At 78.2% G+C, this 24,048-nt stretch carries 27 protein-coding genes and 1 pseudogene; 13 read left to right on the plus strand and 15 right to left on the minus strand.

Annotated features, from left to right (window positions below; genetic code table 11):
- Positions 1–19: 19 nt before the first annotated feature.
- From D5H78_RS13905 to yczR, 3 genes are all read right to left on the minus strand, one after another.
- A complete protein-coding gene (locus tag D5H78_RS13905; RefSeq protein ID WP_119951067.1) occupies positions 20–2,260 on the minus strand; it encodes an acyltransferase family protein in 2,241 nt (746 codons plus the stop codon).
- A 108-nt stretch (positions 2,261–2,368) separates the two neighbouring features.
- Positions 2,369–3,241, minus strand: a complete 873-nt coding sequence (locus D5H78_RS13910; RefSeq protein ID WP_119951068.1) for a hypothetical protein — start codon at positions 3,239–3,241, stop codon at positions 2,369–2,371.
- 54 nt (positions 3,242–3,295) lie between these two features.
- Positions 3,296–4,723: a MocR-like transcription factor YczR gene (gene yczR, locus D5H78_RS13915; protein ID WP_119951069.1), complete on the minus strand. Its 1,428-nt coding sequence runs from the start codon at positions 4,721–4,723 to the stop codon at positions 3,296–3,298.
- A gap of 36 nt (positions 4,724–4,759) precedes the next feature.
- On the opposite strand from yczR, the gene yczE reads away from it, so the two are divergent.
- Positions 4,760–5,407 carry a membrane protein YczE gene (gene yczE / locus D5H78_RS13920; RefSeq protein WP_119951070.1) on the plus strand — a complete coding sequence of 216 codons (648 nt, stop codon included), beginning with the start codon at positions 4,760–4,762 and terminating at the stop codon, positions 5,405–5,407.
- Between the two features lie 14 nt (positions 5,408–5,421).
- On the opposite strand, the gene D5H78_RS13925 is transcribed toward yczE, so the two are convergent.
- Complete coding sequence (locus D5H78_RS13925; protein ID WP_119951071.1) at positions 5,422–6,249, minus strand: SRPBCC family protein; 828 nt, start codon at positions 6,247–6,249, stop codon at positions 5,422–5,424.
- Positions 6,242–6,892 (minus strand): helix-turn-helix domain-containing protein, encoded by a 651-nt coding sequence (locus D5H78_RS13930; protein WP_119951157.1) that lies wholly within the window; start codon positions 6,890–6,892, stop codon positions 6,242–6,244. The genes D5H78_RS13925 and D5H78_RS13930 overlap by 8 nt, the downstream gene beginning before the upstream one ends.
- A gap of 80 nt (positions 6,893–6,972) precedes the next feature.
- Here D5H78_RS13930 and D5H78_RS13935 point away from each other — a divergent pair, with 80 nt between their 5' ends.
- Positions 6,973–7,389: a hypothetical protein gene (locus D5H78_RS13935; protein ID WP_119951072.1), complete on the plus strand. Its 417-nt coding sequence runs from the start codon at positions 6,973–6,975 to the stop codon at positions 7,387–7,389.
- Positions 7,390–7,618: 229 nt separating this feature from the next.
- Here D5H78_RS13935 and D5H78_RS13940 read toward each other — a convergent pair whose 3' ends face one another.
- Complete coding sequence (locus D5H78_RS13940) at positions 7,619–8,089, minus strand: Lrp/AsnC family transcriptional regulator (RefSeq protein ID WP_165865741.1); 471 nt, start codon at positions 8,087–8,089, stop codon at positions 7,619–7,621.
- A gap of 41 nt (positions 8,090–8,130) precedes the next feature.
- On the opposite strand from D5H78_RS13940, the gene D5H78_RS13945 reads away from it, so the two are divergent.
- On the plus strand, positions 8,131–9,066 hold the full coding sequence (locus D5H78_RS13945; protein ID WP_119951074.1) for a DMT family transporter: 936 nt from the start codon (positions 8,131–8,133) through the stop codon (positions 9,064–9,066).
- A gap of 21 nt (positions 9,067–9,087) precedes the next feature.
- Here the strand turns inward: D5H78_RS13945 and D5H78_RS13950 are convergent, their stop codons facing one another.
- The 5 genes from D5H78_RS13950 to D5H78_RS13970 all read right to left on the minus strand — a co-directional run bounded on the left by D5H78_RS13950 (position 9,088) and on the right by D5H78_RS13970 (position 12,837).
- Positions 9,088–10,083: a LacI family DNA-binding transcriptional regulator gene (locus tag D5H78_RS13950; protein ID WP_218566616.1), complete on the minus strand. Its 996-nt coding sequence runs from the start codon at positions 10,081–10,083 to the stop codon at positions 9,088–9,090.
- A gap of 62 nt (positions 10,084–10,145) precedes the next feature.
- Positions 10,146–10,757 carry a GNAT family N-acetyltransferase gene (locus D5H78_RS13955; RefSeq protein ID WP_119951075.1) on the minus strand — a complete coding sequence of 204 codons (612 nt, stop codon included), beginning with the start codon at positions 10,755–10,757 and terminating at the stop codon, positions 10,146–10,148.
- Between the two features lie 6 nt (positions 10,758–10,763).
- Positions 10,764–11,021, minus strand: coding sequence for an acyl-CoA-binding protein (locus D5H78_RS13960; RefSeq protein ID WP_119951076.1), 258 nt, complete (start codon positions 11,019–11,021; stop codon positions 10,764–10,766).
- A gap of 95 nt (positions 11,022–11,116) precedes the next feature.
- A complete protein-coding gene (locus tag D5H78_RS13965; protein WP_119951077.1) occupies positions 11,117–11,917 on the minus strand; it encodes an ABC transporter permease in 801 nt (266 codons plus the stop codon).
- On the minus strand, positions 11,914–12,837 hold the full coding sequence (locus D5H78_RS13970) for an ABC transporter ATP-binding protein (protein ID WP_119951159.1): 924 nt from the start codon (positions 12,835–12,837) through the stop codon (positions 11,914–11,916). The genes D5H78_RS13965 and D5H78_RS13970 overlap by 4 nt, the downstream gene beginning before the upstream one ends.
- 141 nt (positions 12,838–12,978) lie before the next feature.
- On the opposite strand from D5H78_RS13970, the gene D5H78_RS13975 reads away from it, so the two are divergent.
- On the plus strand, positions 12,979–14,217 hold the full coding sequence (locus tag D5H78_RS13975) for a sensor histidine kinase (RefSeq protein ID WP_119951078.1): 1,239 nt from the start codon (positions 12,979–12,981) through the stop codon (positions 14,215–14,217).
- Positions 14,214–14,891: a response regulator transcription factor gene (locus D5H78_RS13980; RefSeq protein WP_119951160.1), complete on the plus strand. Its 678-nt coding sequence runs from the start codon at positions 14,214–14,216 to the stop codon at positions 14,889–14,891. The genes D5H78_RS13975 and D5H78_RS13980 overlap by 4 nt, the downstream gene beginning before the upstream one ends.
- Before the next feature lie 9 nt (positions 14,892–14,900).
- Here the strand turns inward: D5H78_RS13980 and D5H78_RS19815 are convergent, their stop codons facing one another.
- Positions 14,901–15,314: a YchJ family protein gene (locus D5H78_RS19815; protein ID WP_119951079.1), complete on the minus strand. Its 414-nt coding sequence runs from the start codon at positions 15,312–15,314 to the stop codon at positions 14,901–14,903.
- Positions 15,315–15,465: 151 nt separating this feature from the next.
- Here D5H78_RS19815 and D5H78_RS13990 point away from each other — a divergent pair, with 151 nt between their 5' ends.
- Positions 15,466–16,404 carry a diacylglycerol/lipid kinase family protein gene (locus D5H78_RS13990; protein WP_218566617.1) on the plus strand — a complete coding sequence of 313 codons (939 nt, stop codon included), beginning with the start codon at positions 15,466–15,468 and terminating at the stop codon, positions 16,402–16,404.
- Here D5H78_RS13990 and D5H78_RS13995 read toward each other — a convergent pair.
- Positions 16,373–17,092, minus strand: coding sequence for a phosphatase PAP2 family protein (locus D5H78_RS13995; RefSeq protein WP_119951080.1), 720 nt, complete (start codon positions 17,090–17,092; stop codon positions 16,373–16,375). The two genes, D5H78_RS13990 and D5H78_RS13995, sit on opposite strands and share 32 nt — an antisense overlap.
- Positions 17,093–17,133: 41 nt before the next feature.
- Between D5H78_RS13995 and serS the strand changes: the two genes are divergently transcribed.
- From serS to D5H78_RS14010, 3 genes are read left to right on the plus strand one after another with little or no spacing between them, the layout of a single operon-like run.
- Positions 17,134–18,417, plus strand: a complete 1,284-nt coding sequence (gene serS, locus D5H78_RS14000; protein ID WP_119951081.1) for a serine--tRNA ligase — start codon at positions 17,134–17,136, stop codon at positions 18,415–18,417.
- Entirely contained in the window at positions 18,414–19,232 is an 819-nt protein-coding gene (locus D5H78_RS14005) for an HAD family hydrolase (RefSeq protein WP_119951082.1), read from the plus strand. The genes serS and D5H78_RS14005 overlap by 4 nt, the downstream gene beginning before the upstream one ends.
- Positions 19,229–20,023: a Cof-type HAD-IIB family hydrolase gene (locus tag D5H78_RS14010; protein ID WP_119951083.1), complete on the plus strand. Its 795-nt coding sequence runs from the start codon at positions 19,229–19,231 to the stop codon at positions 20,021–20,023. Before D5H78_RS14005 ends, D5H78_RS14010 begins: the two co-directional genes overlap by 4 nt.
- A gap of 9 nt (positions 20,024–20,032) precedes the next feature.
- On the opposite strand, the gene D5H78_RS14015 is transcribed toward D5H78_RS14010, so the two are convergent.
- A complete protein-coding gene (locus tag D5H78_RS14015) occupies positions 20,033–20,884 on the minus strand; it encodes an SMP-30/gluconolactonase/LRE family protein (RefSeq protein ID WP_119951084.1) in 852 nt (283 codons plus the stop codon).
- The gene (locus D5H78_RS14020) at positions 20,881–21,447 is read right to left on the minus strand and encodes a bacterial proteasome activator family protein (RefSeq protein WP_119951085.1); all 567 of its coding nucleotides are present in this window, start codon (positions 21,445–21,447) and stop codon (positions 20,881–20,883) included. Before D5H78_RS14020 ends, D5H78_RS14015 begins: the two co-directional genes overlap by 4 nt.
- A gap of 76 nt (positions 21,448–21,523) precedes the next feature.
- Between D5H78_RS14020 and D5H78_RS14025 the strand changes: the two genes are divergently transcribed.
- The 4 genes and pseudogenes from D5H78_RS14025 to D5H78_RS20560 all read left to right on the plus strand — a co-directional run bounded on the left by D5H78_RS14025 (position 21,524) and on the right by D5H78_RS20560 (position 24,009).
- On the plus strand, positions 21,524–22,552 hold the full coding sequence (locus tag D5H78_RS14025; protein ID WP_165865743.1) for a GNAT family N-acetyltransferase: 1,029 nt from the start codon (positions 21,524–21,526) through the stop codon (positions 22,550–22,552).
- Positions 22,549–22,902 carry a VOC family protein gene (locus D5H78_RS14030; RefSeq protein WP_119951087.1) on the plus strand — a complete coding sequence of 118 codons (354 nt, stop codon included), beginning with the start codon at positions 22,549–22,551 and terminating at the stop codon, positions 22,900–22,902. Before D5H78_RS14025 ends, D5H78_RS14030 begins: the two co-directional genes overlap by 4 nt.
- Before the next feature lie 33 nt (positions 22,903–22,935).
- Positions 22,936–23,298, plus strand: coding sequence for a DUF2203 domain-containing protein (locus D5H78_RS14035; RefSeq protein ID WP_119951088.1), 363 nt, complete (start codon positions 22,936–22,938; stop codon positions 23,296–23,298).
- Between the two features lie 98 nt (positions 23,299–23,396).
- A pseudogene (locus D5H78_RS20560) lies at positions 23,397–24,009 on the plus strand (mismatch-specific DNA-glycosylase).
- Positions 24,010–24,048 lie beyond the last annotated feature (39 nt).

The following is a 24,048-nucleotide window of genomic DNA, read 5'->3' on the forward strand; positions in this document are numbered from 1 at the left end:
CGGGGCGGGCCGACCCGGCTCAGCCGGCCTGCGCCTCCCGCGTCAGCTCCCGGCCCAGGGCGCCCGAGAGCCGGGCGCTGAAGGACGCGGTGAGGTGGTCGTCGTCGCGGTACATGACGACGCCGTCGCGGGTGACCGCGGGGCACGGGTCGGTGGGGCAGACGTCGAGCGTCAGGCGCACGGAGCCGACCGAGGGGTGGGCGCGCGCGGCCTCCTGCTCGGCCGCGGCGATCTCCTCGTCGGACACGACCTGGCCGTCGCGGGGGAAGTCGCAGCCGCGCAGGTCGCCCGGGTCCTCCGAGAGGCAGGCGGGCACGTCGACCGTGGGCTTCGGCGTGTCGCGCAGCACGACCACCCGCGAGGCGACGTCGTCGAGCGCGTCGAACATCTCCTCGGACCCCTCGACCCAGGCCGCGTGGCGCTCCTCGGGGGCGATGTCCTCGTACGAGGCGTCGACCGCGTTGGGGAAGTGCCCGCCGACCCGGCCGACGGCGACGAGGTCGAGGCGGGGCAGCCCCGCCATGCGCTCCAGCACGTGCGCCCGCCACTCCTCGCACTGGGTGTAGGGCACCCGCCCGCGCTGGAGCTGGTGGACCCCGTGCGGCGCGCAGCCGGCCTTGCCCCAGAACCACAGGGTCCAGCCGCGCTCCCGCGCGAGCTGCTCGAAGGCGGGGAACCACTGCTCGGCGTGCGAGTCGCCCCACAGCGCGACGACCCGCGAGCCGTCCTCCGCGCCGAAGCGGCACTCGGTGCCGGCGGTGGTCGTCGGGTAGTCCACGTGGCAGCCGTCGGTGCCCTCCGGCCGGTCGGCGCGGGCCTCCTCCGGGCTCAGGGTGGTGCTCGTCGCGTCGGGTCCGGTGAGGACGGCCGAGCCGACGGCGGGCGTACCGCCCGGGACGGCGCCGCCCGGCTCCAGCGGCAGGACCGCGGCCGAGGCGAGCGGCGGGCCGCTCTCGGTGCCCCGGGGCGCGGTGCCGCCGGTGCCGACGACGCCCGCGCCGAGCGAGGCGACGACGGCGACGGCGGTCAGGCCGGCGCCGAGGGCCAGCGAGCGCCCGTCGCGCAGGGCCAGGCCCCGCGCGTGCCGCACCGGCTCCTCGACGAGCCGGTGGGTCAGGGCGGCCAGGCCGAACGAGACGACGACCGCCGCCAGCGTGGCGAGGGTGCTGCCCCGGGCCGCTCCGCCGGCGCCGCCGACGAGGGCGTCGCCGCCCGCCGTGCCGCCGCTGAGCGCCCCGGCGAGGACGAGGCACGGCCAGTGCCAGAGGTACCAGCCGTAGGAGATCCGCCCGACGTAGCGCAGGGCCCGGTTGTCGAGCAGGCGGGGTACGCCGGCGGAGGTCCCGACGGCGGCGGTGCCGCCGGCGAGGACGACGAGCGCGGTGCCGAGCACCGGCACGGCCGCGGCGGCCCCGGGGAAGACGGTGGTGCTGTCGTACGCCAGGGCGGCGACGACGACGGCGAGCAGGCCGGCCCAGCCGGCGGCGAGGGCGGCGGGGCGCGGCACCCGCGCCACGAGCGGCGCGGCGAGCGCCAGCGCGGCGCCGACGGCGAGCTCCCAGGCCCGGGTGTGCAGGCCGTAGTAGGCGACGGGCCCGGCGGTGCGGGTGGTCAGCGCGGACACGGCGAAGGACAGGCCGCCGACCACGGCGAGCAGCAGGGCGACGCGGGTGACCGCGACCCGCGGGCTGCGCCGCGCCAGGCCGGCGCCCGCCACGAGGAGGAGCAGCAGCGGCCAGGCGACGTAGAACTGCTCCTCCACCGCGAGCGACCAGTAGTGCAGCACCGGGCTCTTGTCGGTGTCGGCCATGTACTCGGTCGACTCGGCCGCGAACTGCCAGTTGGCGACGTAGAGCGCCGCCGCCCGCACGTCGCCCGCCAGTCCGCCGTGGTCCAGCGGCGGCAGGACGAGGTACGACACCACGGCCGTGACCACGAGGACGAGCGTGGACATCGGCAGCAGCCGGCGGGCGCGGCGCGCCCAGAAGCGGCGCAGCGAGACGGTGCCGGTGGTCCGCAGCTCGTGCAGCAGCAGGCCGGTGATGAGGAAGCCGGACAGCACGAAGAAGACGTCGACGCCGACGTACCCCCCGGCCAGGGCGCCGACCCCCGCGTGGAAGGCGACGACGAGGCCGACCGCCACCGCGCGCAGGCCCTCGATGTCCCCCCGGTGCCTCCCCCCGGACGTCGCCCCGGCCCGTGCCCCGCGCCGCGCGTCGGCGGCGGCGAGGTCGACGGCGGGGGCGGCGGTGCCGCTCAGGACGCGCTCCGCTCGACCGTGCGCGGGGTGCTGCGGGGGCCGGCGGGCGGCGGCAGGTGGATCGGTGTCACGCCACCCATGGTCGCAGCCCGCGACGGGTGCGGCGCGTCACCGCGCCCGGCCGGTCAGGTCCGCGCACCCCTCCTCACCGGGCAGGAGCGGGCGCAGGACGACGGACCACTCCGCGCCGCCGGAGGTCCAGGGGGTTAGCGCGTCGGCGTCCGCGGCCGCGTCGAGCACCGCGTCGGCCTGCGCCCCCCGGGCGACGACGCAGCCGCCCTCGACCCCCTCGCCGAGGGGCTCGCCCGGCAGGGCGGGGCCGGGCCACGGCACGGGGGTCCGCGCACCGACCGCGGGGTCGGCCGGGCCGGGCGGCACGGGGGCGACGAGGGCGGCGACCGCCGCGGGCTCGTACGGCGAGGTCGCGGCGCCCTGCACGGCCGCGGCGGCCTCCTCCACGGCCGCCGCGAGGCGCGCCCGGGCGTCCTGCTGCTCCGCGGTGAGCGCGGGGTCGGGGGCGACGGCCTCGGCGAGGGCGTACGCCTCGAGGACGTGCTCCCGGCCCTCGTGCCGGAGGGTGACCCGCGTCGTCGTCGCGTCGGCCACCGGCGGCTCGCCGAGGTCCGGGTCCCCGCCGACCCCGGCGTCGAGGAGCGCCTGCACCAGCCGGTCGACCTGCTCCGCCGGGAGCGTCCCCGTGGCCACCGGCCGCAGCGCGGGGCCCGGGTAGACGGCGGGGACCGCAGCGGAGGTGTGCGCCGTGCCGTCGGCCTCCACGACGAGGAGGGGCAGCCGTGCGGCCAGCTCCTGCGGGCTCGTGAACCCGCCCGTGGCGTCGACGCGCAGGACGGGGCCCGGTGCAGGCTCCTCGCCAGCGCCCGGGGAGGCCCCGGACGTCGTCGTGGTGCTCCCGCAGCCCGCGGCCAGGGCCGCGGTGACCAGCAGGCTCGTCGTCAGCGCGCGCGTGCGTCGGGTCCCCATGGGCCTGCGACGCAGCGGCGGGCGGAGCGGTTCCCGCGCCGGTCCGCAGGCGCGTCAGACCACGTACGCCGCCGGCGCCGGACCGTCCTGCGGCGCCACGTCGGCCGCCGCCGCGGCGAGGTCGGCGACGGCCCGGCGCAGCACGGGCGCCGGGTGGGTGTACGGCAGGCGGAGCCGGTCCTCGAACGCGTGCCCGGCGCCGAAGCGGGGCCCGGCGGCGAGGTGCAGCCCGCGCCGCGCGGCGGCGGCCACGAGCGCGCTCGACGTCGGGGCGGGCAGCCGGCACCAGAGGAACAGGCCCCCGGAGGGCACCGGGACCTCCCAGGAGGGCAGGTGCTCGCCGAGGGCGGCGACGAGCGCGGCGCGTGAGGCGCGCAGGGCCGGGCGGCGCTCGGCGAGCACCGCGTCCAGCCCGTCGAGCAGGTGGCAGGCCGCGAGCTGCTCCACGACGGGGCCGCTGAGCTCGCGCCGGGCGAGGGCCGCGGCGAGCCGGTGCACGAGCGGGGGGTCGGCGCGCAGCCAGCCGACCCGCAGCCCGCCCCACACCGCCTTGCTCAGCGTGCCGACGGACACCGAGCGGCCCGGCGCGAGCGCGGCGGCCAGCGGGGGCGGGGGCTCGCCGTCGAGCGCGAGCTCGGCGAAGGTCTCGTCGACGAGGGCCAGCGTCCCGGCCCCCTGGAGCCCGGCGGCGAGCCGGCGCCGCTGGGCGGCGTCGAGGGTGAGGCCGGTCGGGTTCTGGGCGTCGGGCACGAGGTACGCGAGCGGGGCGCCCGTCGCGCGGGCCGCCGCCGACAGCGCGGCGACCGCGCCGTCCCCGTCGCCGAGCGCGACGGGGACGCGGGCGGGCCGGGCGCCGCCGGCGGCGAGCGCGTCGAGGGCGTTGGGGTAGCCCGGGTCCTCGACGACCACCCGCTGCCCGCGGCGCAGCAGCACGTCGAGGCAGGCGCTCAGGCCGTGCAGCGCGCCCGAGGTGACGAGGACCTGCTCCGGGGTCGTCGGCAGGCCGCGGCGGGCGTACCGCTCGGCGATGCGGGCCCGCAGCCCCGGCAGCCCGCCGGGGTGGTAGCCGTGCCCGGGCAGCAGCCGGGGAAGCTCGTCGAGGGCGGCGGCGTACGCGGCCGGCACCTGCGGCGGCGCGGCCGGCGCGGCGTGCGCGAGGTCGAGGACGCCCTCGCCGACCGGGCCCGGGACCCAGCCCGCCCGCACCGGGCCGGCGGGCAGCGCCGTCCAGGTGCCGGCGCCCTGGCGGGCGAGCGCCCAGCCGTCGTCGCGCAGGCGGCGGTAGGCCGAGGTCACGGTGTCGCGGCTGAGCCCGAGCGCGGGGGCGAGCTCGCGCTCGGCGGGGAGCCGCGCCCCGACGGGCAGCCGGCCGTCGGCCACGAGCAGGCGCAGGCGCGCGGCGAGCGCGGCGTAGCGCGGGCCGCGCTCCGCGCCGAGGTCGCCGACGAGGCCCGCCAGCCGGGCTGCGCCCACCGCGTCCATGCCACTCCCGCCGATTGGCCTGCTGCCGACCCGCCAATGCTGGGCCACGATGGGCGGGTGCCGCAACGCCTGCCCCGCCGCCTCGTCCAGCTCTACGCCGGCCTCGTGCTGTACGGCGCCTCCATGGCGCTGCTCGTGCGCGCCGAGCTCGGCGTCATGCCCTGGGACGTGCTGCACCAGGGCCTCGCCGGGATCCTCGGCTGGTCCCTCGGGACGGTGACGATCGCCGTCGGGGCGCTCGTCCTGCTGCTGTGGGTCCCGCTGCGCGAGCGGCCGGGCCTCGGGACGGTGAGCAACGTGCTCGTCATCGGCCTCGCCGTCGACGCGGTGCTGCGGGTGCTGCCCGAGGTCGACGGGCTCGCCCTGCGGGTCGTGCTCGCCGTCGCGGGGACGCTGCTCAACGCCGTCGCCACGGCGGCGTACATCGGCGTGCGCCTCGGCCCCGGCCCCCGCGACGGGCTCATGACCGGGCTCGTGCGGCGCACCGGCGGCTCGGTGCGGCTCGTCCGGACCTCCATCGAGGTCGCCGTCGTGGCGCTCGGGTGGGTGCTCGGCGGCACGTTCGGCGCGGCCACCGTGCTGTACGCCCTCGCCATCGGCCCGCTCGTGCAGATCGCCCTGCCGCGCTTCGAGGTGGGGCCGGCGCGGGCGCCGCTGCGCCCGCGCCGGCCCGCCCCCGCCTGACGGGGCCCGACGGGTCAGGCCGGGGCCGCCACCCGCTGCTCGAGGAACGCGCGCCACCCGGCCGCCTCCTGCGCCGCCGCGTCGGCATCGGGTCCGTACAGGTAGAGGTAGAGGCTGGCGCCGACCTGGTCGCCCATGCCCTCGACGCCGACGAAGGCCGTGCCGGGTGCGGGTGCGTCGAGGACGAGGAAGTACGTCGCCGACGCGCCGGTGGCGACCCGCTCCTGGACGGTCCCGGCCAGCGCGGGGGCGCCGGGAGCGGCCACCTCGAGGCGGTCGCCGGCGCCGAGGTCGTCCCGCACCCCGAGCGCGGCGCACAGCCGGGAGAAGGCGTCGTCCAGCGGCCCGGGCAGCATGACCGTCGGGATGACCGCTCGCGCCCGCTGCCCCCGGTGGTGGGTGAGGTGCAGGCGCAGGTTGGCCAGGAAGATCCGCCAGCCCTCGCTCATGCCGTGGTAGTCCGCGTCCCAGTCCTCGCCCGGGCCGAAGCCGGTGTTGACCAGGCGCACGACGCACGTCCCGCCGTCGCGGGCCTCGACGAGCCACTCGTACGCGAGCGCCCGCTCGCCCGTCCCCTCGAAGACGACCCGTCGCGGCGGGTCCCACGCCGTCACGGTCCCGGTCTCCTCCCCGAACCCCTCGCCGAAGTCCATGCGCACCCCGCCCCCGGCGCGCTCGTCGACCTCGTGCGGCACGAACCAGGACGAGATGCCCGGCCCGGTCGCCACGGCCTCCCACACCTCCTCGGGCGTGCCGGGCACCTCGACGGACAGGTCGATGGTGCGGCCCCCGCCGGTGCGGTCCCGGTGGTCGCGGTCCTCGTCGTGACGGGCGTCAGTCATGGGCGGTCCCCTCGTCGTGGTGGTGGTCCTGCGGGTCCTGCGGGTCCTGCGGGTCCTGCTGCTCCTGCGGGCGCGGGTGGGCGAGCACGACGACGCGGTACGTCCGCCCGCCCGCCGCGCCCTCGTCGTGGTAGCGGGCGGCCAGGTCGCGCACGGCCCCGGCGAGCTCCGCCGCGAACGCCGAGCGGTCGGCGGCCGAGGCGAAGCGGACGTCCACGTCGAGGCTCAGGGTCGGCAGCCGCTGCCCGGCCCGCTGCGCCCCGCGCAGCAGCCCGCCCACCTCGCGCACCGCGCGCCCGGCCAGCGCCACGAGGTACGCCGCCGAGAGCCGGTCGGGCACCCGCGCCGGGTCGGCCGCGGCACCGCCGAGGACGCCGGGCGACACGACGTACGACGCCGCGCTCGCCGCGAGCACCCGCTCGACGATCCCGCCGTGCCGGCGCCGGCCCACCTCCACGACGAGCCCCTGCTCCTCCAGCGCGCGCAGGTGGTGGCCCACCTGCTGGCGCGGCAGGCCGACGCGCGCGGCGACGGCGGCCGCCGACGCGGGCTCGGCGGCCAGCGCGGCGAGCAGCCGCGAGCGCCGCGGGTCGAGCGCGGCGAGCGCGGCGGCGGGGTCCTCGAGCACGGCGACGTCGGGCACGGGCACCACGGTGCTCTTGACAGGAGAACCTGTCAAGGAGGCGGATGGCCACGGGCCCTCCGGGGGACGACACTGCGGGCATGACCTGGGACGTGTACGCGCTCCGCCCGCCGCACGGCGTGCGCCGGCTCGAGGACCTGCCCGAGGGCTGGCTCCCCCCGGTCGTCGGCGACCCCGGGGCGGTCGCCGCCCGGGTGCGCGAGGCCGCGCCGCACGCCGAGCCGGGCAGCGGCGGCTGGCTCGCGCTGCGCGGCCCCGACCACGACGTCGACGTCGCCCTCGGCAAGGGCGTCGAGGTCCGCGACCTCACGCTCTACGTCAACGGCGGCGACGGCGCGGTCCCCGTCGTCCTCGCCGTCTGCCGCGCCGTCGGCGTCGTCCCCTTCGACACCGAGACCGGCGACGTGCTCACCGAGGACTCCCGCCCCCCGGGCCCGCCCGCCGACGACGCCGACGACGAGCCCCGCGGCTTCTGGCGCCGCCTCGTCCGCCGCTGACCCCCGGCCGCCACGGGCGCGTGATCGCCGCCGGGAAGCCCCGCCGTGATCATGCGCTGGTGGTGGCGGCGGAGCGAGGGGTGGGGCACGACCTCCCGCCGCGATCATGCGCTGGTGGTCGTGGCGCGGCCGGGGGCGGCACGTCCCGCGCGGCTGGGCTGCTCCGCCAGGCGTACGAGGAGGCGGCCGGCCCCTCGACCCCCACCACGAGCGCATGATCGCGGCGGGGTCAGGCGTGGCGGTCGCGGCGGTCGAGGACGTGGCGCAGGACGGTGCGGGTCTCGAGGCCGGTGACGCCGGGGGCGAGGCGGACGGCCTGGACGGCGGCGTACAGCTCCTGCTGGGTCGCGCACTCCAGGCGCACCTCGTAGTCGACGGAGCCGGCGAGGTCGAGGACCTCGACGACGGCGGGGACGGCGGCGAGCGCGGCCTCGCAGGCGTCCGCGTCGGCGTCGGCGGCGACGCGCAGGTGGACGAGGGCGGACAGCGCCGCCTGGCGGGAGGGCTCGAGCACGGCCGTGTAGCCGCGCAGCACCCCCTCGGCCTCGAGGCGGCGCATGCGCTGGGCGACGGCGTTGGCGGAGAGCCCGACGGCGGCGCCGAGGTCGCGGTACGAGGCGCGGGCGTTCCTCACGAGCAGGCGGAGGATCCTCTCGTCCGTCGCGTCGGGGCGGCGGTTGCTCACGGGCGTCGCGCTCACGCCTTGCATCGTCCCAGCCCGGCCGGGTCTCCTCGTACCTCGTGACCACCGTGCCCGCCCGCCGCGCCTCGCCGGCCCTCGCCGCCGCCCTCGGCCTCGTGCTCGTCACCGCGAGCTGGGGCTCCACCTTCCCGCTGCTCAAGGACGTCAACGAGCGGGTGCCGGTGCCGGACTTCCTGGCGGTGCGGTTCGCGGTCGCCGCGGTGGTGCTGCACCTGCTGGCTCCGCGCGCGGTGGCGCGGATGGCGCCGGAGGTGCGCCGGCGCGCGGTCTGGCTGGGGCTCGCGTACGGCGCCGCCCAGCTGGTGCAGACCGTCGGCCTGCAGCACACGTCGGCGTCGGTGTCCGGCTTCGTGACCGGGATGTACGTCGTCCTGACCCCCGTCCTGTCCGCCCTGCTGCTGCGCCAGCGGGTCGCGCCGCGGGTCCGGCTGGCCGTCGCGCTGGCGACGCTCGGGCTGGCGGTGCTCTCGCTGCAGGGGTTCGCGGTGGGCCCGGGCGAGCTCCTGACCCTGCTCGGCGCGCTGCTCTACGCCGTGCACATCGTCGGGCTCGGCGCCTGGGCGACCGCGCGCGACGCGTGGGGCCTCGCGGTCGTGCAGATGGCGGTCGTCAGCGCCGTGTGCACCGTGGCCGCGGTGCCCGGCGGCATCGCGGTGCCGGACCGCACGGGCGACTGGGTGGCGCTGCTCTACGTCGCCCTCGTGGCCGGCGCCTTCGCCCTGGTGGTGCAGACCTGGGCGCAAGCGCACCTGCCGCCGACCCGCGCCGCGGTCGTCATGACGCTGGAGCCGGTGTGGGCCGCGGGCTTCGCCGTGGCGTTCGCGGGCGAGGTGCTCGGGTGGCGGACGCTGGTCGGCGGGCTGCTCGTCCTGGCCGCGATGTACCTGTGCGAGGTGCCGCGGCGCGGGCGCCCGGCGGGACCCGGGGGCGCGGACGACGCCGGGCCCGCCGCCCGCAGCACCATCAGCGCATGATCACGGCGGGAGGGGGCGGGGTCAGCCGGCGAGCCGCGCGCCCGTGCTGCCGCGCAGCACCGGCACCGAGGGGAACAGCGCGCCGGGAGCGGGGGCGAGGCCGAGGGCCGTACGCGCCGCCGCGGCCGCGACCTCCTCGACGGGGTGCGTCGCGGTGGTGAGGCCGGGCTCGACGAGCCCGGCCGCCGCCGAGTCGTCGAAGCCGCTCACGGCCACGTCGTCCGGCACCCGCCGGCCCGCGGCCCGCAGGGCGCGCAGGGCCCCGAGCGCGGGCGCGTCGCTCACCGCGTGCACCGCGTCCGTCCCGGGCCAGCGGGCGAGCACGGCCCGTACGGCCTCCTCGCCGGCGGCGACCGTGAAGTCGCCCGGGACGAGGCGCGGCGCGAGGCCCGCGGCCCGGACGGCGCGCTCGTACCCCTGCTGGGCCCGCCGCGTGCAGGGCAGCCAGGCGGGGCCGGTGACCATCGCGACCTGGCGGCGGCCGGAGGCGAGCAGGTGCTCGACGACCGCCGCGGTGCCGCTGCCGGTGTCGACGTCGACCCCCGCCACCCCGGCGCTGCCGGTCCCGATCGAGGCGACCCGGCCGGCCAGGCGGGGCGGCAGGGCGCCGAGCACCGCGTGCGTCGTGTTGACGAGCACGAGGCCCGCGACGCCCCGGTCGCGGGCCAGCCCGTCGAGGACGCGGCTGCCCGCCAGCGGCAGGTGCACCAGCGACGCGCCGAGGCCGGCCGGCTCCCCGACGGCGGCGGCCGCGGCGAGGACGCGGGCGACGTACGGGTCGTGCAGGACCGCCGCCGAGGTCCCGCCGACCGCGACGACGAGGCGCGTGCCCGTGCCGGCGACGAGCGCGCGGGCCAGCGGGTCCGGGACGTAGCCGAGCGCCCGCGCCGCGGCGAGCACCCGGTCGCGGGCCGACGCCGACACCGGGCCCTGCCCGGTCACCGCGCGCGAGGCGGTCGCGCGCGACACCCCCGCCGCGCGCGCGACGTGCTCCAGCGTGACCCCGCGGTGCTCCACCGGACCGGTGTACCACCGCGGGCCCGTGCGGGGTACCGCCCGCGCGGTGGGACCGCTTCCACTCAGCCGGTCGGACGCCCGAGCCAGGTGGTGGCGGCCGGACCGTCGACGGTCAGCTCGACGAAGCCGAGCCGGTCGTAGAAGGCGCGGGCGGCGGTGTTCGCCGACGCCATGGCCAGGTGCACCGCGGGGACCCCGGCCGCGTGCAGCCCCGCGAGGAAGCGCTCCATGAGCCGGCGGCCCCAGCCGCGCCCCTGGGCCGCGGGCAGCAGGTCGATGTGCAGGTGCGCGGGCCAGGCCGCGAGCTCCGGGTGCAGCAGCCGCTCCGGCCGCTCGAGGGCGGCGAGCAGCAGCTCGTCGAAGGTGCGCGGGTCCGGCGGCGCCGCCCGGTGACGGGCGCGCGCCGCGGGGAGCCACTCGGCGCGGTAGCGGCGGACGAACCGCGCGGTGTCCGCCGTGCCGAGCACGTAGCCCGCCACGCCGCCCGCGCCGTCGTCGAGCACGTGGACGTGCTCCGGCTCCAGCACCGCGTACGGGGCCGCGTAGACGTCGCCGAGGAGGGTGGGCGAGGCGCTCAGCGCGGTGGCGTCGCGGCCGCCGTCGCCGGTGCGCAGGCACACGTCGTACAGCCCCGGCAGGTCCTCCGGCCGGTACGTTCGCAGGTGCTCGCCCACTCCCGCTCAGCCGCCGGTGAGGTCCGCGACGAGGTCGACGTACGCCCGCTGCGCGTCCTCGCGCGAGGTGCCGGCGGCCCCGGCCCACGCGTCGTGCTTGGCCCGCCCGACCGGGTCGAGCAGGCCGGGGCGCCGGCCGGTCGGGTCGCCCGCCGTGGCCTGCTTGTAGAGCGCGTAGAGCCGCAGCTTGACGTCGTTCCCGGGGTCGCGGGCGAGCCCGCCGACCGCGGCCACGGCCGCGTCGAACTCCTCCTGCAGCGCCATGCCGCCCACCTCCGCCGCCACGGTAGCGGCGGCGGGGCGGGCGGCGGGTGCGGTGCGGTGCGGTGGGAGGAGGGGGGCCGGTGCCGGCGGGGCGGTCAGCTGACCTCGCGCCGCTGCACGCGCAGCGCCCCGAGGACGAGGGTGGCGCCGGCCCAGAGCAGGCTGGCCGTGCCGAACTGCGCCCACTGCTCCCCGCTGGGCTCCCCGGTCGCGGCGATCGGCGTGCTGGCCTGGTTGAAGTCGACCCAGGGGGCGATGTCCTCGAAGGGCCCGACGAGGCTCGCGACGACCGTCACCAGCGTCGGGATGAGGAAGAACGACACGATCGCGACGGCCGAGTTCTGCAGCAGGAGGCCGAAGCCCACACCGACGAGGACGTTGACCACCTGCAGCAGCAGGACCCGCCACAGCAGGCCGCTGCCCACGTCCCAGCTGCCGTCCCCGTCGACGGCGGGTGCGAGGGCGTTGCCGACCGCGGCTGCGAGCAGCGAGAACGCCCACGCCAGCACCGCCAGCGCGACGGCGGCGAGCACCTTCGCGCCGACGACGCGCAGGCGCCGCGGCACCAGGGCGAAGGTCGTCAGGGCGGTGCGCTGCGACCACTCGCTGGTCACGCCGAGGATGCCGATGACCGGCAGCAGCAGGGCCAGCGGCAGCTGCGCGATCGACGCGAAGTCCTCGAAGGTGAGCTCCTGCGGTTCCGCGGCGAACAGCATCACGGCGACCGCTGCGACGACGAGCAGCCCGGTGACGACGAGGAGCCACCGGCCGGCGCGGGTGTCGACGGTCTTGCGCAGCTCCACGCCGGCGAGCGTGGCCAGGGAGGGCCCGGTGTGCCGGCGGGCGGCCGCGGCGGCCCCGGTCGGGCCCCCGGGGGCCGTGGTGGTGGTGCTCATCGGGCGACCTCCTCGACGGGGGCGGCGTGGTGCACGTCGGCGGCGCCGGCGTGGGTCAGGGTGAGGAACAGCTGCTCGAGGCCGGCGCCCTCGGCCTGGCGCAGCTCGAGGAGCACGACGCCGGCCGCCGCAGCAGCGCGGCCGACGGCCTCGGTGCTGCCGTCGACGAGCAGCGCGCCGTCGGAGGTCGGGGTGGTGTCGAGCCCTGCCCGGGCGAGCGCGCCGGACAACGCTTCCCCGTCGAGGCCGCGCACCAGGGTGCCGCTGCCGGCGAGGAGCTCCTCCTTGGAGCCGTCGGCCACGACGCTGCCGCCGCCGATGACGACGAGGTGGTCGGCGACCGCCTCGACCTCGTGCAGCAGGTGCGAGGAGAGCAGGACGGTGCCGCCGCGGTCGGCGAACTCGCGCAGCAGGCCGCGCATCCAGAAGATGCCCTCGGGGTCCAGGCCGTTCGCGGGCTCGTCGAGCACGAGCACCTCGGGCTCGCCGAGCAGGGCCTGGGCGATGCCCAGCCGCTGGCGCATCCCGAGGCTGTACTGCCCGGTGCGCTTGCCCGGCGCGCGGCCCGTGAGCCCGACGAGGTCGAGGACCTCGCCGACCCGGCGCCGCTCGACGCCCAGCACCCGGGCGGCGAGGGTCAGCACCTCGCGCCCCGACCGGCCGGGGTGCTGCGCGCCCGCGTCGAGCAGGACGCCCACGACGCGCCCGGGGTTCGGCAGGTCGCGGTACGCCGTCCCGGCCACCGTCGCGCGCCCGCTCGTCGGCTCCGTCAGCCCGCAGAGCATCCGCAGGGTCGTCGACTTCCCGGCGCCGTTGGGACCGAGGAAGCCGGTGACGGTGCCCGGTCCGCAGCGGAAGGAGACGTCCGAGACGGCGGCCTGCGAGCCGTACCGCTTGGTGAGGTGCTCGGCGGAGATCATGGGCCCAGCCTGGACGTCCTGCGGGTCGCGCCGCATCGGCCGGACGGCCATGCCGGCCTGGCCGTCGGTCGGTCCCGGGAGGGCGGCGGACCGGCCGGCGGACGGCTGGGCGGGCGCCGTACGGGCGCCTAGGCTCGGGGCGTGAGCCAGCCCAGCGCCCCGACCCCCGCCGGCGCGGGCCGTCCCGTCCTCGAGCGCTGGGCACCGGGGGAGAGCGGGCGGCGCACGGCGCGGGACTGGACCGTCGACGTCGCGGCCTTCGTCCTCGCCCTGGGCTTCGGCGCCTTCGCGTTCGGGAGCCGGCTGGCGCAGCCCGGTGGCGTGCCCGACGGGCTCGCGACGCTCGACCTCGTTGGTGGCCTGGTCTGCTGCGCCCTGCTCTGGTGGCGCCGCCGCTTCCCCGCGGCGCTCGCCCTGCTGACCGGGCTCTTCGGCGCGTACTCGGACATGGCCTCCGGCGCCGGGCTGGTCGCGCTGTTCACCGTCGCCGTCCACCGGCGCTGGCAGGTCGTCGCGGGCGTCGTGGCGGTCAACCTGGTGAGCGTCCTCGTCTACTACCGGGCGCGGCCCGACCCCGACCTCGGCTACGTCGCCGCGGCCACCGTGGCCGCGTCGGTCGTGGCCGCCGTCGTCGCGTGGGGCATGTTCGTGCGCGCCCGGCGCCAGCTCATCCAGTCGCTGCGCGAGCGGGCGCAGCGGGCGGAGGCCGAGCAGGCGCAGCGCGTCGAGCAGGCCCGCGAGACCGAGCGCACCCGCATCGCCCGCGAGATGCACGACGTCCTCGCGCACCGGATCACCCTGCTGAGCCTGCACGCCGGCGCGCTGGAGTTCCGCCCCGACGCCCCGCCGGACGAGGTCGCCCGGGCAGCGGGGGTGATCCGGGAGAGCGCGCGCCAGGCGCTGCAGGAGCTGCGCGAGGTCATCGGCGTGCTGCGGGCGGGGCCCGAGGACGCGGCCGGGCGGCCGCAGCCGACGCTCGCCGACCTGCCGGCGCTGCTCGAGGAGTGCCGCCGGGCCGGCACCCGGATCCGCAGCGACGTGCGGGTCGCGGACCCGTCGGCGCTGCCGCTCGCGACGGGGCGCAACGCGTACCGGATCGTGCAGGAGGCCCTGACCAACGCCCGCAAGCACGCCCCCGGCGCGGCCGTGGACCTGGTCGTCGCGGGCGCGCCGGGCGAGGGGCTGCGGGTCCGGGTCAGCAACCCGCCCGCGGTCTCCGCGCCGCTCGGGGTGCCCGGCGGGGGTACGGGCCTCGTCGGGCTCGCCGAGCGCGCCGCGCTCGCCGGGGGGCGCCTGGAGCACGAGGTCGGGGCCGACGGGCGGTTCCGGCTCTCGGCCCACCTGCCGTGGCCCGCGCCCGTCACGGCGGTGCCGTCGTGACCGGTGCGGTGCGCGTCCTCGTCGCCGACGACGACGCCCTGGTGCGCTCCGCGCTGGCCCTCATGCTCGGCGGCGCGGACGGCGTCGAGCTCGTGGGCGAGGTCGCCGACGGGGCCGAGGTGCCCGACGCGGTGGACCGGCTGCGCCCCGACGTCGTGCTCATGGACATCCGCATGCCGCGCACCGACGGCATCACCGCCACCGAGCGGCTGCGCGCCCGCGGCCCGGGCGGCCCGCACGTCGTCGTGCTGACGACGTTCAGCGCCGACGAGCAGGTGATGCGCGCCCTGCGGGCCGGCGCGAGCGGCTTCCTGCTCAAGGACACCCCGCCGCAGGAGATCGTCCAGGCGGTGCGCCGGGTCGCCGACGGCGAGGCCATGCTCTCGCCCGCGGTGACCCGCCACGTCATCGACCGCGTCGTCGCCCTCGACCCGCCCGGCGGGCGCACCGACCCGCGCCGGGAGCGGGCCGTGGGGCTCTTCGCGCGGCTCAGCGAGCGCGAGCGCGAGGTCGCCCTGGCCCTCGGGCGGGGCAAGGCCAACGCGGAGATCGCCGCCGAGCTGTTCATGAGCGTCGCCACGGTCAAGGCGCACGTGTCGCGGCTGCTCGCGAAGCTCGAGGTCGACAACCGGGTGCAGGTCGCGATCCTCGCCCACGAGGCCGACCTGCTCTGAGGGTGCCCCTCAGCGGCCCGCCCGCGGGTCCGGGACCTCCCCGACGTACAGCCAGCGCCCGCCCTCGCGCACGAAGCGGCTGTCCTCCTCGACGACGCCGCGCTCGGCGCCGCCGGCCGGGCCGGTGCGCACCAGGTGGGCGCGGAAGCGCACGGTGCCCTCGGCGTCGAACGGCCCGCCGCCGGTCGTGCCCAGCACCTCGAGGCGCCGCCAGCGCACCGCGGGGTCGGTCCCCGGTCGCCCGGGGCGGGTGGCCGGGTGCCAGGTGCGCAGCAGGTACGCGTCGTCGCCGACCGCGAAGGCGGTGTAGCGCGAGCGCATGAGGAGCTCGGCGGTCGCCGCCTCCCCGCCGGCGTGCAGCCGGCCGCAGCACTCCCCGTACGGGGCGCCGAGGCCGCAGGGGCAGGGTCGCGTCGGGTCCACCCGCCCGAGCCTAGGAGCAGCCGACGGGCCCCCTGCGCGCCCCTGTGCTCGCCCGTGCCCCCTGGGCGTCCCCTGTGCGTCCCCTGTGCGTCCCCTGCGGGTCCGCCCGCGCGGCGGCCGCCGGCGCGCGCGGTGCGGCAGGCTGGGGCGCGTGCTGCAGCTCCCCACCAAGCAGGAGACCCAGGACCGGCTGCGCCGCGAGCGCGAGCTCGTGCTGCTGGTCAACGTGCGCTCGCGGCGCGGCGCCGCCCTGCACGGCGACGTCCGGCGCATGCTCGAGCGCCGCGGCTGGACGGTGACCGCCGAGCACCTCGTCGCGGACCCCGCCGCCCAGCTGCCGGCGCTGCTGCCGCGCGTCCTCGCCGAGCGCCCGCCGCTGCTCGTCGTGGGCAGCGGCGACGGCACGATCGCGACGGTCGTGGACCACCTCGCGCACACGGGGACGGTGCTCGGCTACCTGCCGCTCGGCACGACGAACAACTTCGGGCGCAGCCTCGGCCTGCCGCTGCGCCTCGAGGACGCGGTCGACGTCGTCACCGCGGGCAAGGTGGCCGACGTCGACCTCGGCCGGGTGGACGGCGACTACTTCGCCAACCTCGTGAGCATCGGCATCTCCGCCGCCGTGGCCGGGCGCACCCCCCACGAGCTCAAGCGGCGGGTGGGGCGGTGGGCGTACGCCCTGACGAGCGCCCGGACCCTCGCCACCCACCGGCCCTTCAGCGCCGAGGTGCGCAGCGGCTCGGCGCTGTGGCGGGTGCGCACCCACCAGCTCAACATCGCGAACGGGCGGATGCACGCCGGCACCGCGATCGCGGCCGACGCCAGCCTCGACGACCGGCTCCTCGTCGCGTACGCCCTCGGCGGCGGCTCGCGGCTCTCGGCCGCCCGCGCCGCGGCCCACCAGGCCCTCACCCCGTGGCTGCCGCTGGAGCGCAAGGGCTACCTCACGGGCACGGAGTTCACCGTGAGCACCGACGTGCCGCTCGACGTGGACGTCGACGGCGAGCTCTCGGGCACCACCCCGATCCACGTGGAGGTGACGGGGCAGGCGCTGCGGGTCATGGTGCCGACGGCGTTCGTCGACTCCTGAGCGGGTCGAGCAGGGGGCTGAGCAGCGGGCTGCCGAGCGCGACGGTGGCGCCGACGACGACGGCGGCACCGAGCAGCCAGCCGCCGACCACGTCGCTGACGTAGTGCACCCCGAGCGCGACCCGGTCGAACCCCGTGACCAGCACGACGGCGACCGCGAGCGCCCACGCGACGGCGCGGCCCGCACGGCCGAGCAGGGGCAGCGCGACCGCGAGGAGCACGGCCGCGCCGACGAACGACGCGGTCGCGTGCCCGGACGGGAAGCTCTGCGAGGTCTCGACGGCCACGGCCTGCTCGAAGGCCGGGCGGGCGCGGCCCACGAGCTCCTTGAGCACCGGGACGAGCACCCCGCTGACCGCCGTCACGGCTGCGACCCACCAACCGAGCACCCGCGCCCCGCGGAGCCAGGCCGTGACGGCGAGCACGGCGCCGGCGGTGCGGAAGACGCTCGGGTGCAGCACCTCGGCGAGAACGTCGAGCGCGTCGACCACGCCGGGGCGCTCCAGGGCCCACCGGTTCAGGGCGTCGGCGACGCCGCGGTCGAGGTCGCCGAGGGGACCCCAGCCGGCACCCACCAGCGCCAGGACCAGCAGGAACGGCAGCGCGGCCACCGCGCCGGCCCCCGCGCCAGCGGCGAGCCGCACCGCCCGCCGGGTCTCCCGCTCGACCTGCCCGCCCGTCGTCGTCATCGCGCGATGGTACGCAGCGGCACCCCCCGTAGGCTGGGCCCGTGATCGACCCCCGGCTCCTGCGTGAGGACCCCGACGCCGTCCGCGCCTCGCAGCGCGCCCGAGGCGAGGACGAGGGCCTCGTCGACGCGGCCCTCGCCGCCGACGAGCGCCGCCGCTCCGCGATCAGCCGCTTCGAGGCGCTGCGCTCGGAGCAGAAGGGGCTGGGCAAGCAGGTCGCGAAGGCGCAGGGCGAGGAGAAGGCGGCGCTGCTCGCGCGCACCAAGCAGCTCAGCGCCGACGTCAAGGCGGCCGAGGCGGAGCAGGCCGAGGCGGCGGCCGCGTTCGACGCGGCCCTGCTGGCGCTGTCCAACGTCGTCGCCGACGGCGTGCCCGAGGGCGGTGAGGAGGACTTCGCCGTGCTCGAGGAGGTCGGCGAGGTCCCCGCCTTCGCCTTCGAGCCGCGGGACCACGTCGAGATCGGGCGCATGCTCGACGGGCTCGACCTCGAGCGCGGCGCCAAGGTGTCGGGCTCGCGCTTCTACTTCCTCACCGGCGTCGGCGCGGCGCTGTCCACGGCGCTCGTGCGCTACGCGCAGGACTTCGCGGTGCGCGAGGGCCTCGTCCCGGTGCTGCCGCCGGTGCTCGTGCGCCCCGAGGCGATGGAGGGCACCGGCTTCCTCGGGCAGGCGGCGGAGAACGTCTACCGCGTCGAGGAGGACGACCTCTACCTCGTCGGCACCGCGGAGGTGCCCCTCGCCGCCCTGCACATGGAGGAGATCCTCGACGCGGGCGACCTGCCGCTGCGCTACTCCGGCACGTCGGCGTGCTTCCGCCGCGAGGCCGGCTCGCACGGGCGCGACACCCGGGGGATCATCCGCGTCCACCAGTTCGACAAGGTGGAGATGTTCGTCTTCTGCGCGCCGGAGGAGGCCGACGCCGAGCACCAGCGCCTCCTGGCGCTGGAGAAGGCGTTCCTGGCCTCCCTCGGCCTGCCGTTCCGCGTCATCGCGGTCGCGTCGGGGGACCTCGGCGCGAGCGCGGCGCGCAAGTACGACTGCGAGGTGTGGGTGCCGACGCAGGGCCGCTACCGCGAGGTCACCTCGACGTCGAACTGCACGACCTTCCAGGCGCGGCGGCTGCGGGTGCGCACGAAGGACGGCCAGGGCAGCACGCACCCCGTGGCCACGCTCAACGGCACCCTCGTCGCCGTGCCCCGGGTGCTCGTGGCGATCCTCGAGAACTTCCAGCAGGAGGACGGCTCGGTGCTCGTGCCCGAGGTGCTGCGGCCCTACCTCGCCGCGCAGGGCCACGACGGCGGTGCCCTGACGCCGGTGCGCGCGTGAGCGCGGCGCGGGCGCACGGGGCCCGCGACGAGGACTGGGCGCCGGGGCTCGTCGCGCTCGACATCGACGGGACGATCGTCGACGGCGAGGCGGCGCCGTCCGGGGCGGTGCACCGGGCGGTCCACCGCGCGCGGGAGGCGGGGGCGCACGTCGTGCTCGCCACCGGGCGCGCGCTCCTCGGCACCTGGCCCGTCGCCGAGCAGCTCGGCCTCGAGGACGGCTGGGTCGTGGCCTCCAACGGCGCCGTCACCGCGCGGCTCGAGGACCGCGAGGTGGTCGACCTCGTGACGTTCGACGCCGCCCCCGCGCTGCGGCTGCTGCGCGAGCACGTGCCCGACGCCCTCGCCGCGGTCGAGGAGCTGGGCGTGGGCTACCGCGTCACGGCCCCGTTCCCCGACGGCGAGCTCACCGGCGAGCAGCGGGTCGTCGGCTTCGACGAGCTCGTCGCCGAGCCGGTCACCCGCGTCGTGCTGCGCAGCCCGGAGAAGGAGCCGGCGGACTTCCTCGAGCTCGTCGAGCGCATCGGGCTGCACGAGGTGTCGTACGCCGTGGGCTACACCGCCTGGCTCGACATCGCCCCGAAGGGCGTGTCCAAGGCCTCGGCCCTCGAGGTGGTGCGGCAGCGGCTCGAGGTGCCGGCCGACCGGACCATGGCCGTCGGCGACGGGCGCAACGACCTGGAGATGCTCGACTGGGCGCACCGCGGGGTCGCCATGGGCCAGGCCCCCGCGGAGGTGCAGGACGCGGCCGACCTCGTCACCGAGGAGGTCGGGGACGACGGCCTCGCGGTCGCGCTGGGCTGGTTCTTCCGGTGAGCGCGCGCCCCGCGCTCGTCGCGAGCGACCTCGACGGCACCCTCGTCCGCACCGACGGCACGATCTCCGACCGCACCGTCGCCGCCCTGCGCGCCGTCGAGGACGCCGGGTCGACCGTCGTGTTCGTCACCGGCCGGCCGACCCGCTGGATGGGCGAGGTCGCCGCCGCGACGGGGCACACGGGGCTCGCCATCTGCTCCAACGGCGCGGTGGTCTGGGACCTGCACCGCGAGCGGGTCGTCGAGACGTTCGAGCTGTCCGTCGAGGTGGGGGCCGACCTCGTCGAGCGGCTGCGGCGCGCCCTGCCCGGCATCGCGTTCGGCGCCGAGGCCGTGGGCGGGTTCCGCCACGAGCGGGCCTACGCCCTGCGGTACGCCGCCCCCGGCGTCACCACCGTCGACCGGCTCGAGCTCGACGAGCCGCTGGTCAAGCTCCTCGTCCGTGCGGAGGAGGGCGACGTCGACGAGCTGCTCGCGGCGGCCCGCGAGGTCGTCGGCGACCTGGCAGAGGTCGTGCACTCCTCCACGAGCGGCGAGGCGCTGCTCGAGGTCAGCGCCTCCGGGGTGTCCAAGGCGACGACCCTCGCGCGGATGTGCGAGGAGCGCGGGGTCGACGCGTCCGAGGTCGTCGCCTTCGGCGACATGCCCAACGACCTGCCGATGCTCGCCTGGGCCGGGACGGCGTACGCCATGGGCAACGCGCACCCCGACGTGCTCGCCGCCGCGGACCGCACCACCCTGACGAACGACGAGGACGGCGTCGCGGTCGTGCTGGAGCGCCTCTTCGCCTGAGGGCGCCCCTCAGCCGGCGAAGGGCAGCACGGGGACGCCGGCGACCCCGGGGCGGGCGACGTGCAGCGAGCCCGCGACCCGGTCCTCGTCGCCGAGGCCCTGCCGCGACGTCGTGACGTAGAGGTCGCGCAGGTCGGGCCCGCCGAAGGTGACGGCGGTGGGCTGCGGGGTCGGGACCTCCAGCACCTCGGACAGGCGGCCGTCGGCGTCGTACCGGTGGACGGCGCCGCCGCCGTGCAGCGCCACCCACGCGCCGCCCTCGGCGTCGAGCACGAGGCCGTCGGGGCTGCCGGCGTCCTCGGGGACCTCGACGAACGGCGTGCGGGACGCGACGAGGCCGGCCTCGTCGAAGGCGAGCACGTCGATGCGCTGCGTCGGGGTGTCGACGTAGAGCGCGGTCCCGTCCGGCCGCCACGCCAGGCCGTTGGAGATCGTCACCCCCGAGAGGGCCGCCAGCACGGTGCCGTCGGGGTCGAGCCGCCACAGGGTGCCGGCGCCCTCGGCGGCGTCGTACGCCATCGATCCGCACCAGAAGCGGCCCTGCGGGTCGCAGCCGCCCTCGTTCATGCGCACGCCGGGGTCGGACCAGAGCGGCGGCAGCAGGTCCGGGTCGGGGTCGTCGAGGGCGTCCAGCAGGGCGAAGCCGCGCTCGACGGCGACGACGTACCCGCCGCCGGCGCGGGGCCGCACGCACGCCGCCACGTCGCCCACCGCGTGCCGGGCGACGGCGCCGTCCGCGTCGACGGACAGCACGGCGCCGGCGAGCATGTCCACGCACAGGAGCCGCTCCGCGGCGGGGTCCCAGACCGGGCCCTCGCCGTGGAAGGTGACGACCGGGGTGAGCTGCTCGAGCCGCGTCACAGGTAGTTGCCCGTGCCGCCGGGGCGCTCCGGCGCCACCTGCCCGCCCTGCCCGCCCTGCCCGCCCTGCCCGGCCGGCACGGCGCCGGGGGGCAGCGCGCGCCGGCGCATCTCCTCGAACTGCGCGCGCGCCGCCATCTGCTGGGCGAACATCGCCGTCTGGATGCCGTGGAAGAGGCCCTCGAGCCAGCCGACGAGCTGGGCCTGGGCGATGCGCAGCTCGGCGTCGGTGGGCACCGAGTCGTCGGTGAAGGGCAGCGTGATGCGCTCGAGCTCCTCGACGAGCTCCGGCGCCAGGCCCCGCTCGAGCTCCTTGATGGAGGAGCGGTGGATCTCGCGCAGCCGGGCCCGGCTGGCGTCGTCGAGCGGCGCGCTGCGGACCTCCTCGAGCAGCTGCTTCACCATGCTGCCGACCCGCATGATGAGGGCCGGCTGCTCCACGAGCTCGGTGAGCGGCGTGCCCTCGCCGTCGCCCTGCGGGACCGGGAAGGCCCCCGGCGCCGGCTGCCCGTCGGGGCCCACCACGAGGACCCGGTGCTCCTGCTGCTCGTGCGGCTGCGTCATGCGGCGCATCCTCTCACCGTGCCCCCGGCCGGAAACCGGCTGGACGCGGCGGTGCGGCCCGCGCCACGCTCCCGGGGTGACCGCCGCCGCCCCGGCCCGCCCCCGCCCGCTGCGCCCGGACGACGCCGACGCCGTCCTCGCGCTGCTCACCGCCCGCGACGTCGCGGTCCTCGGGCGGGCCGACACCAGCGCCCAGGACGTGCGCGTCGACCTCGCCGACCCCGACCTCGACCCGCGCAGCTGCGTGGTGGAGGGCGAGGGCCGGCTCGAGGGGATGGCGCGGGTCTGGTTCGACGCGGCGACCGGGCACGCGGACGTCGACGTCGCGGTGCACCCGGACGCGCCGCAGGGGCTCCTCGCGGCGCTGCTCGCGCACGTCGACGAGGTGGCGCGCGACGGCGGCGGGGCCCGCGGCTGCGCCGAGATGGTGCTGGACCACCACGCGTACGAGGCCGACCGCCCGCTGCAGGACGCCCTGCGCGCCGCGGGCTACGAGCCCGCGACCTCGTTCTCGCGGATGCGGCGGGAGCTGGACCGGCCGGTCGAGCGGGTGCGCCCCGAGGGGGTCGTCGTCCGTCGCGCGCAGGACCCGCCCACCGACGAGGAGCTGCGCCTCGCGCACGCCCTGCACCAGGCCTCCTTCGCCGACCACTTCGGCTTCGCCCCCCGCTCGTACGAGGACTGGCGGGCCGCCTGGCAGGCCCGTGACGACCGGGGGCCCGTGTGGTTCGCCCAGGTCGACGGGCGCGACGCGGGGTTCCTGCAGGAGACCGAGGAGCTCGTGGAGGAGCTCGACGCGGGGTACGTGCTGCGCCTCGGCGTCCTGCGCGCGGCGCGCGGGCGCGGCGTCGCGCGGGCGCTGCTGACGGAGTCCTTCCGCGGCATGCAGCGCCGCGGGCGGGTCGCCGCGGTGCTGCACGTGGACGTCGCGAACAGCACCGGCGCCCTCGCGCTGTACGAGTCCGTCGGCATGCGGCCGGTCCTGTCCGTGCAGGCGTGGCGGCGGGTGCTGGCGGTGCCCGGCCGGGCGCCGGACCGGGCGCCGGACCGGGCGCCGGACCGGGCGCCGGACCTGTCGGAGGCCGGGAGCAGGGTGCAGCCATGATCGGACGCCTCCACTCCGTGGTCCTGGACTGCCCCGACCCGCGGGCCCTCGCCCGCTTCTACAGCGCGCTGCTCGGCGAGCCCGTGACGCGCGACGACGACGACTGGGTCGTCGTGGGCGAGGACGCCCGGCGCTGCCTGGCCTTCCAGCGGGCCCCCGACCACGTGCCGCCCCGCTGGCCCGACCCCGCGCACCCGCAGCAGGTCCACCTCGACGTGCAGGTCGACGACCTCGACGAGGGCGAGCGGCAGGTGCTCGCGCTCGGTGCGACGCGGCTGCCGGACGAGGGGGACCCCGGGTTCCGCGTCTTCGCGGACCCCGCCGGGCACCCCTTCTGCCTCGTGGACTGAGTGGGCGCCCCCGCTCCGGGGGACGCTGCGGGCGTGGGGCTCTTCGAGGTCGACGAGGCGCGCGCCGAGCTGGCGCGCCTGCTGCCGGTGCTCGACGAGATCGTGCTGCTGCGCGCGGAGGCGGCGGAGGTGCAGGCCGCGCTCGCCGGCGGCCCGGCCACGCCGCTCGGTGGGCTGCCCGAGCTCAAGGCCGCGCACGCCCGCCTCGACGACCTCATGGCGCAGGTGCAGGCCACCGGCGCCGAGCTCAAGGGCATCGCGCCGCTGCTCGTGGACTTCCCGAGCGAGCTCGACGGGGTCCCGGTGCTGCTGTGCTGGCTCGAGGGCGACCGGGAGCTGGCGTGGTACCACCGCACGGACCTGGGGTTCGCCGGTCGCCGCCGGCTGCCGTCGTGAGCGGGGGAGGCGCGGCGGGCGGTCCGGGCGGGGCGGGCGGTCCGGGCGGTCCGGGCGGTCCGGGCGGGTCGGGTGGGGCGGGCTCTGCGGGGCCGCCGCTGCGGCCCACGCCCGAGCAGGTGCGGGCCGCGTACGGCGCCGAGGTCCCCGACCTCGTCGGCCCCGGCCTGCGCGTGCTCCTCGTCGGGATCAACCCGTCGCTGTGGTCCGGCGCCACCGGCTACCACTTCGCCCGCCCGGGCAACCGGCTCTGGCGCACCCTCGCCGCCTCGGGGCTCACCCCGCGGCTGCTCGCCCCGCACGAGACGGGGGCGCTGCTCGCGGCCGGTGTCGGCATCAGCAACCTCGTGCCGCGGGCGACGGCGCGCCGACGAGCTCACCGACGACGAGCTGCGCGCCGGGCCGGCGCGCGTCGAGGCGCTCGCCCGGCGGTGGGCGCCGGCCGCGGTGGCGGTGCTCGGCATCAGCGCCTACCGCACCGGCTGGGGCCGGCGCGACGCCCGGGTGGGCCCGCAGGGCGCCACCGTCGCCGGCCGCCCGCTGTGGGTGCTGCCCAACCCCAGCGGGCTCAACGCGAGCTACCAGCAGCCCGCGCTCACCGCCGCGTTCGCCGAGCTCGCGGCGTCGCTCCCGCCCGCCGCTCCCCATGAGGGGCACCCTCAGGCGCCCGCGCCGGATGAGGGTGCCCCTCAGCAGACTCGACTCTGCTGAGGGTGCCCCTCATGGGTGCGCGCCGCCTGGGGGTGCCCC

The sequence above is a fragment of the Vallicoccus soli genome (assembly GCF_003594885.1).
GTDB lineage: Bacteria > Actinomycetota > Actinomycetes > Motilibacterales > Motilibacteraceae > Vallicoccus > Vallicoccus soli.

Bases quoted from the DNA above. Each gene is read 5' to 3' on its own strand.
- D5H78_RS13910 (WP_119951068.1), bottom strand. From the start codon at position 3,241: ATGGGGACCCGACGCACGCGCGCGCTGACGACGAGCCTGCTGGTCACC.
- yczR (WP_119951069.1), bottom strand. From the start codon at position 4,723: ATGGACGCGGTGGGCGCAGCCCGGCTGGCGGGCCTCGTCGGCGACCTC.
- yczE (WP_119951070.1), top strand. From the start codon at position 4,760: ATGCTGGGCCACGATGGGCGGGTGCCGCAACGCCTGCCCCGCCGCCTC.
- D5H78_RS13925 (WP_119951071.1), bottom strand. From the start codon at position 6,249: ATGACTGACGCCCGTCACGACGAGGACCGCGACCACCGGGACCGCACC.
- D5H78_RS13935 (WP_119951072.1), top strand. From the start codon at position 6,973: ATGACCTGGGACGTGTACGCGCTCCGCCCGCCGCACGGCGTGCGCCGG.
- D5H78_RS13960 (WP_119951076.1), bottom strand. From the start codon at position 11,021: ATGGCGCTGCAGGAGGAGTTCGACGCGGCCGTGGCCGCGGTCGGCGGG.
- D5H78_RS13965 (WP_119951077.1), bottom strand. From the start codon at position 11,917: ATGAGCACCACCACCACGGCCCCCGGGGGCCCGACCGGGGCCGCCGCG.
- D5H78_RS13970 (WP_119951159.1), bottom strand. From the start codon at position 12,837: ATGATCTCCGCCGAGCACCTCACCAAGCGGTACGGCTCGCAGGCCGCC.
- D5H78_RS13995 (WP_119951080.1), bottom strand. From the start codon at position 17,092: ATGACGACGACGGGCGGGCAGGTCGAGCGGGAGACCCGGCGGGCGGTG.
- D5H78_RS14020 (WP_119951085.1), bottom strand. From the start codon at position 21,447: ATGACGCAGCCGCACGAGCAGCAGGAGCACCGGGTCCTCGTGGTGGGC.
- D5H78_RS14030 (WP_119951087.1), top strand. From the start codon at position 22,549: ATGATCGGACGCCTCCACTCCGTGGTCCTGGACTGCCCCGACCCGCGG.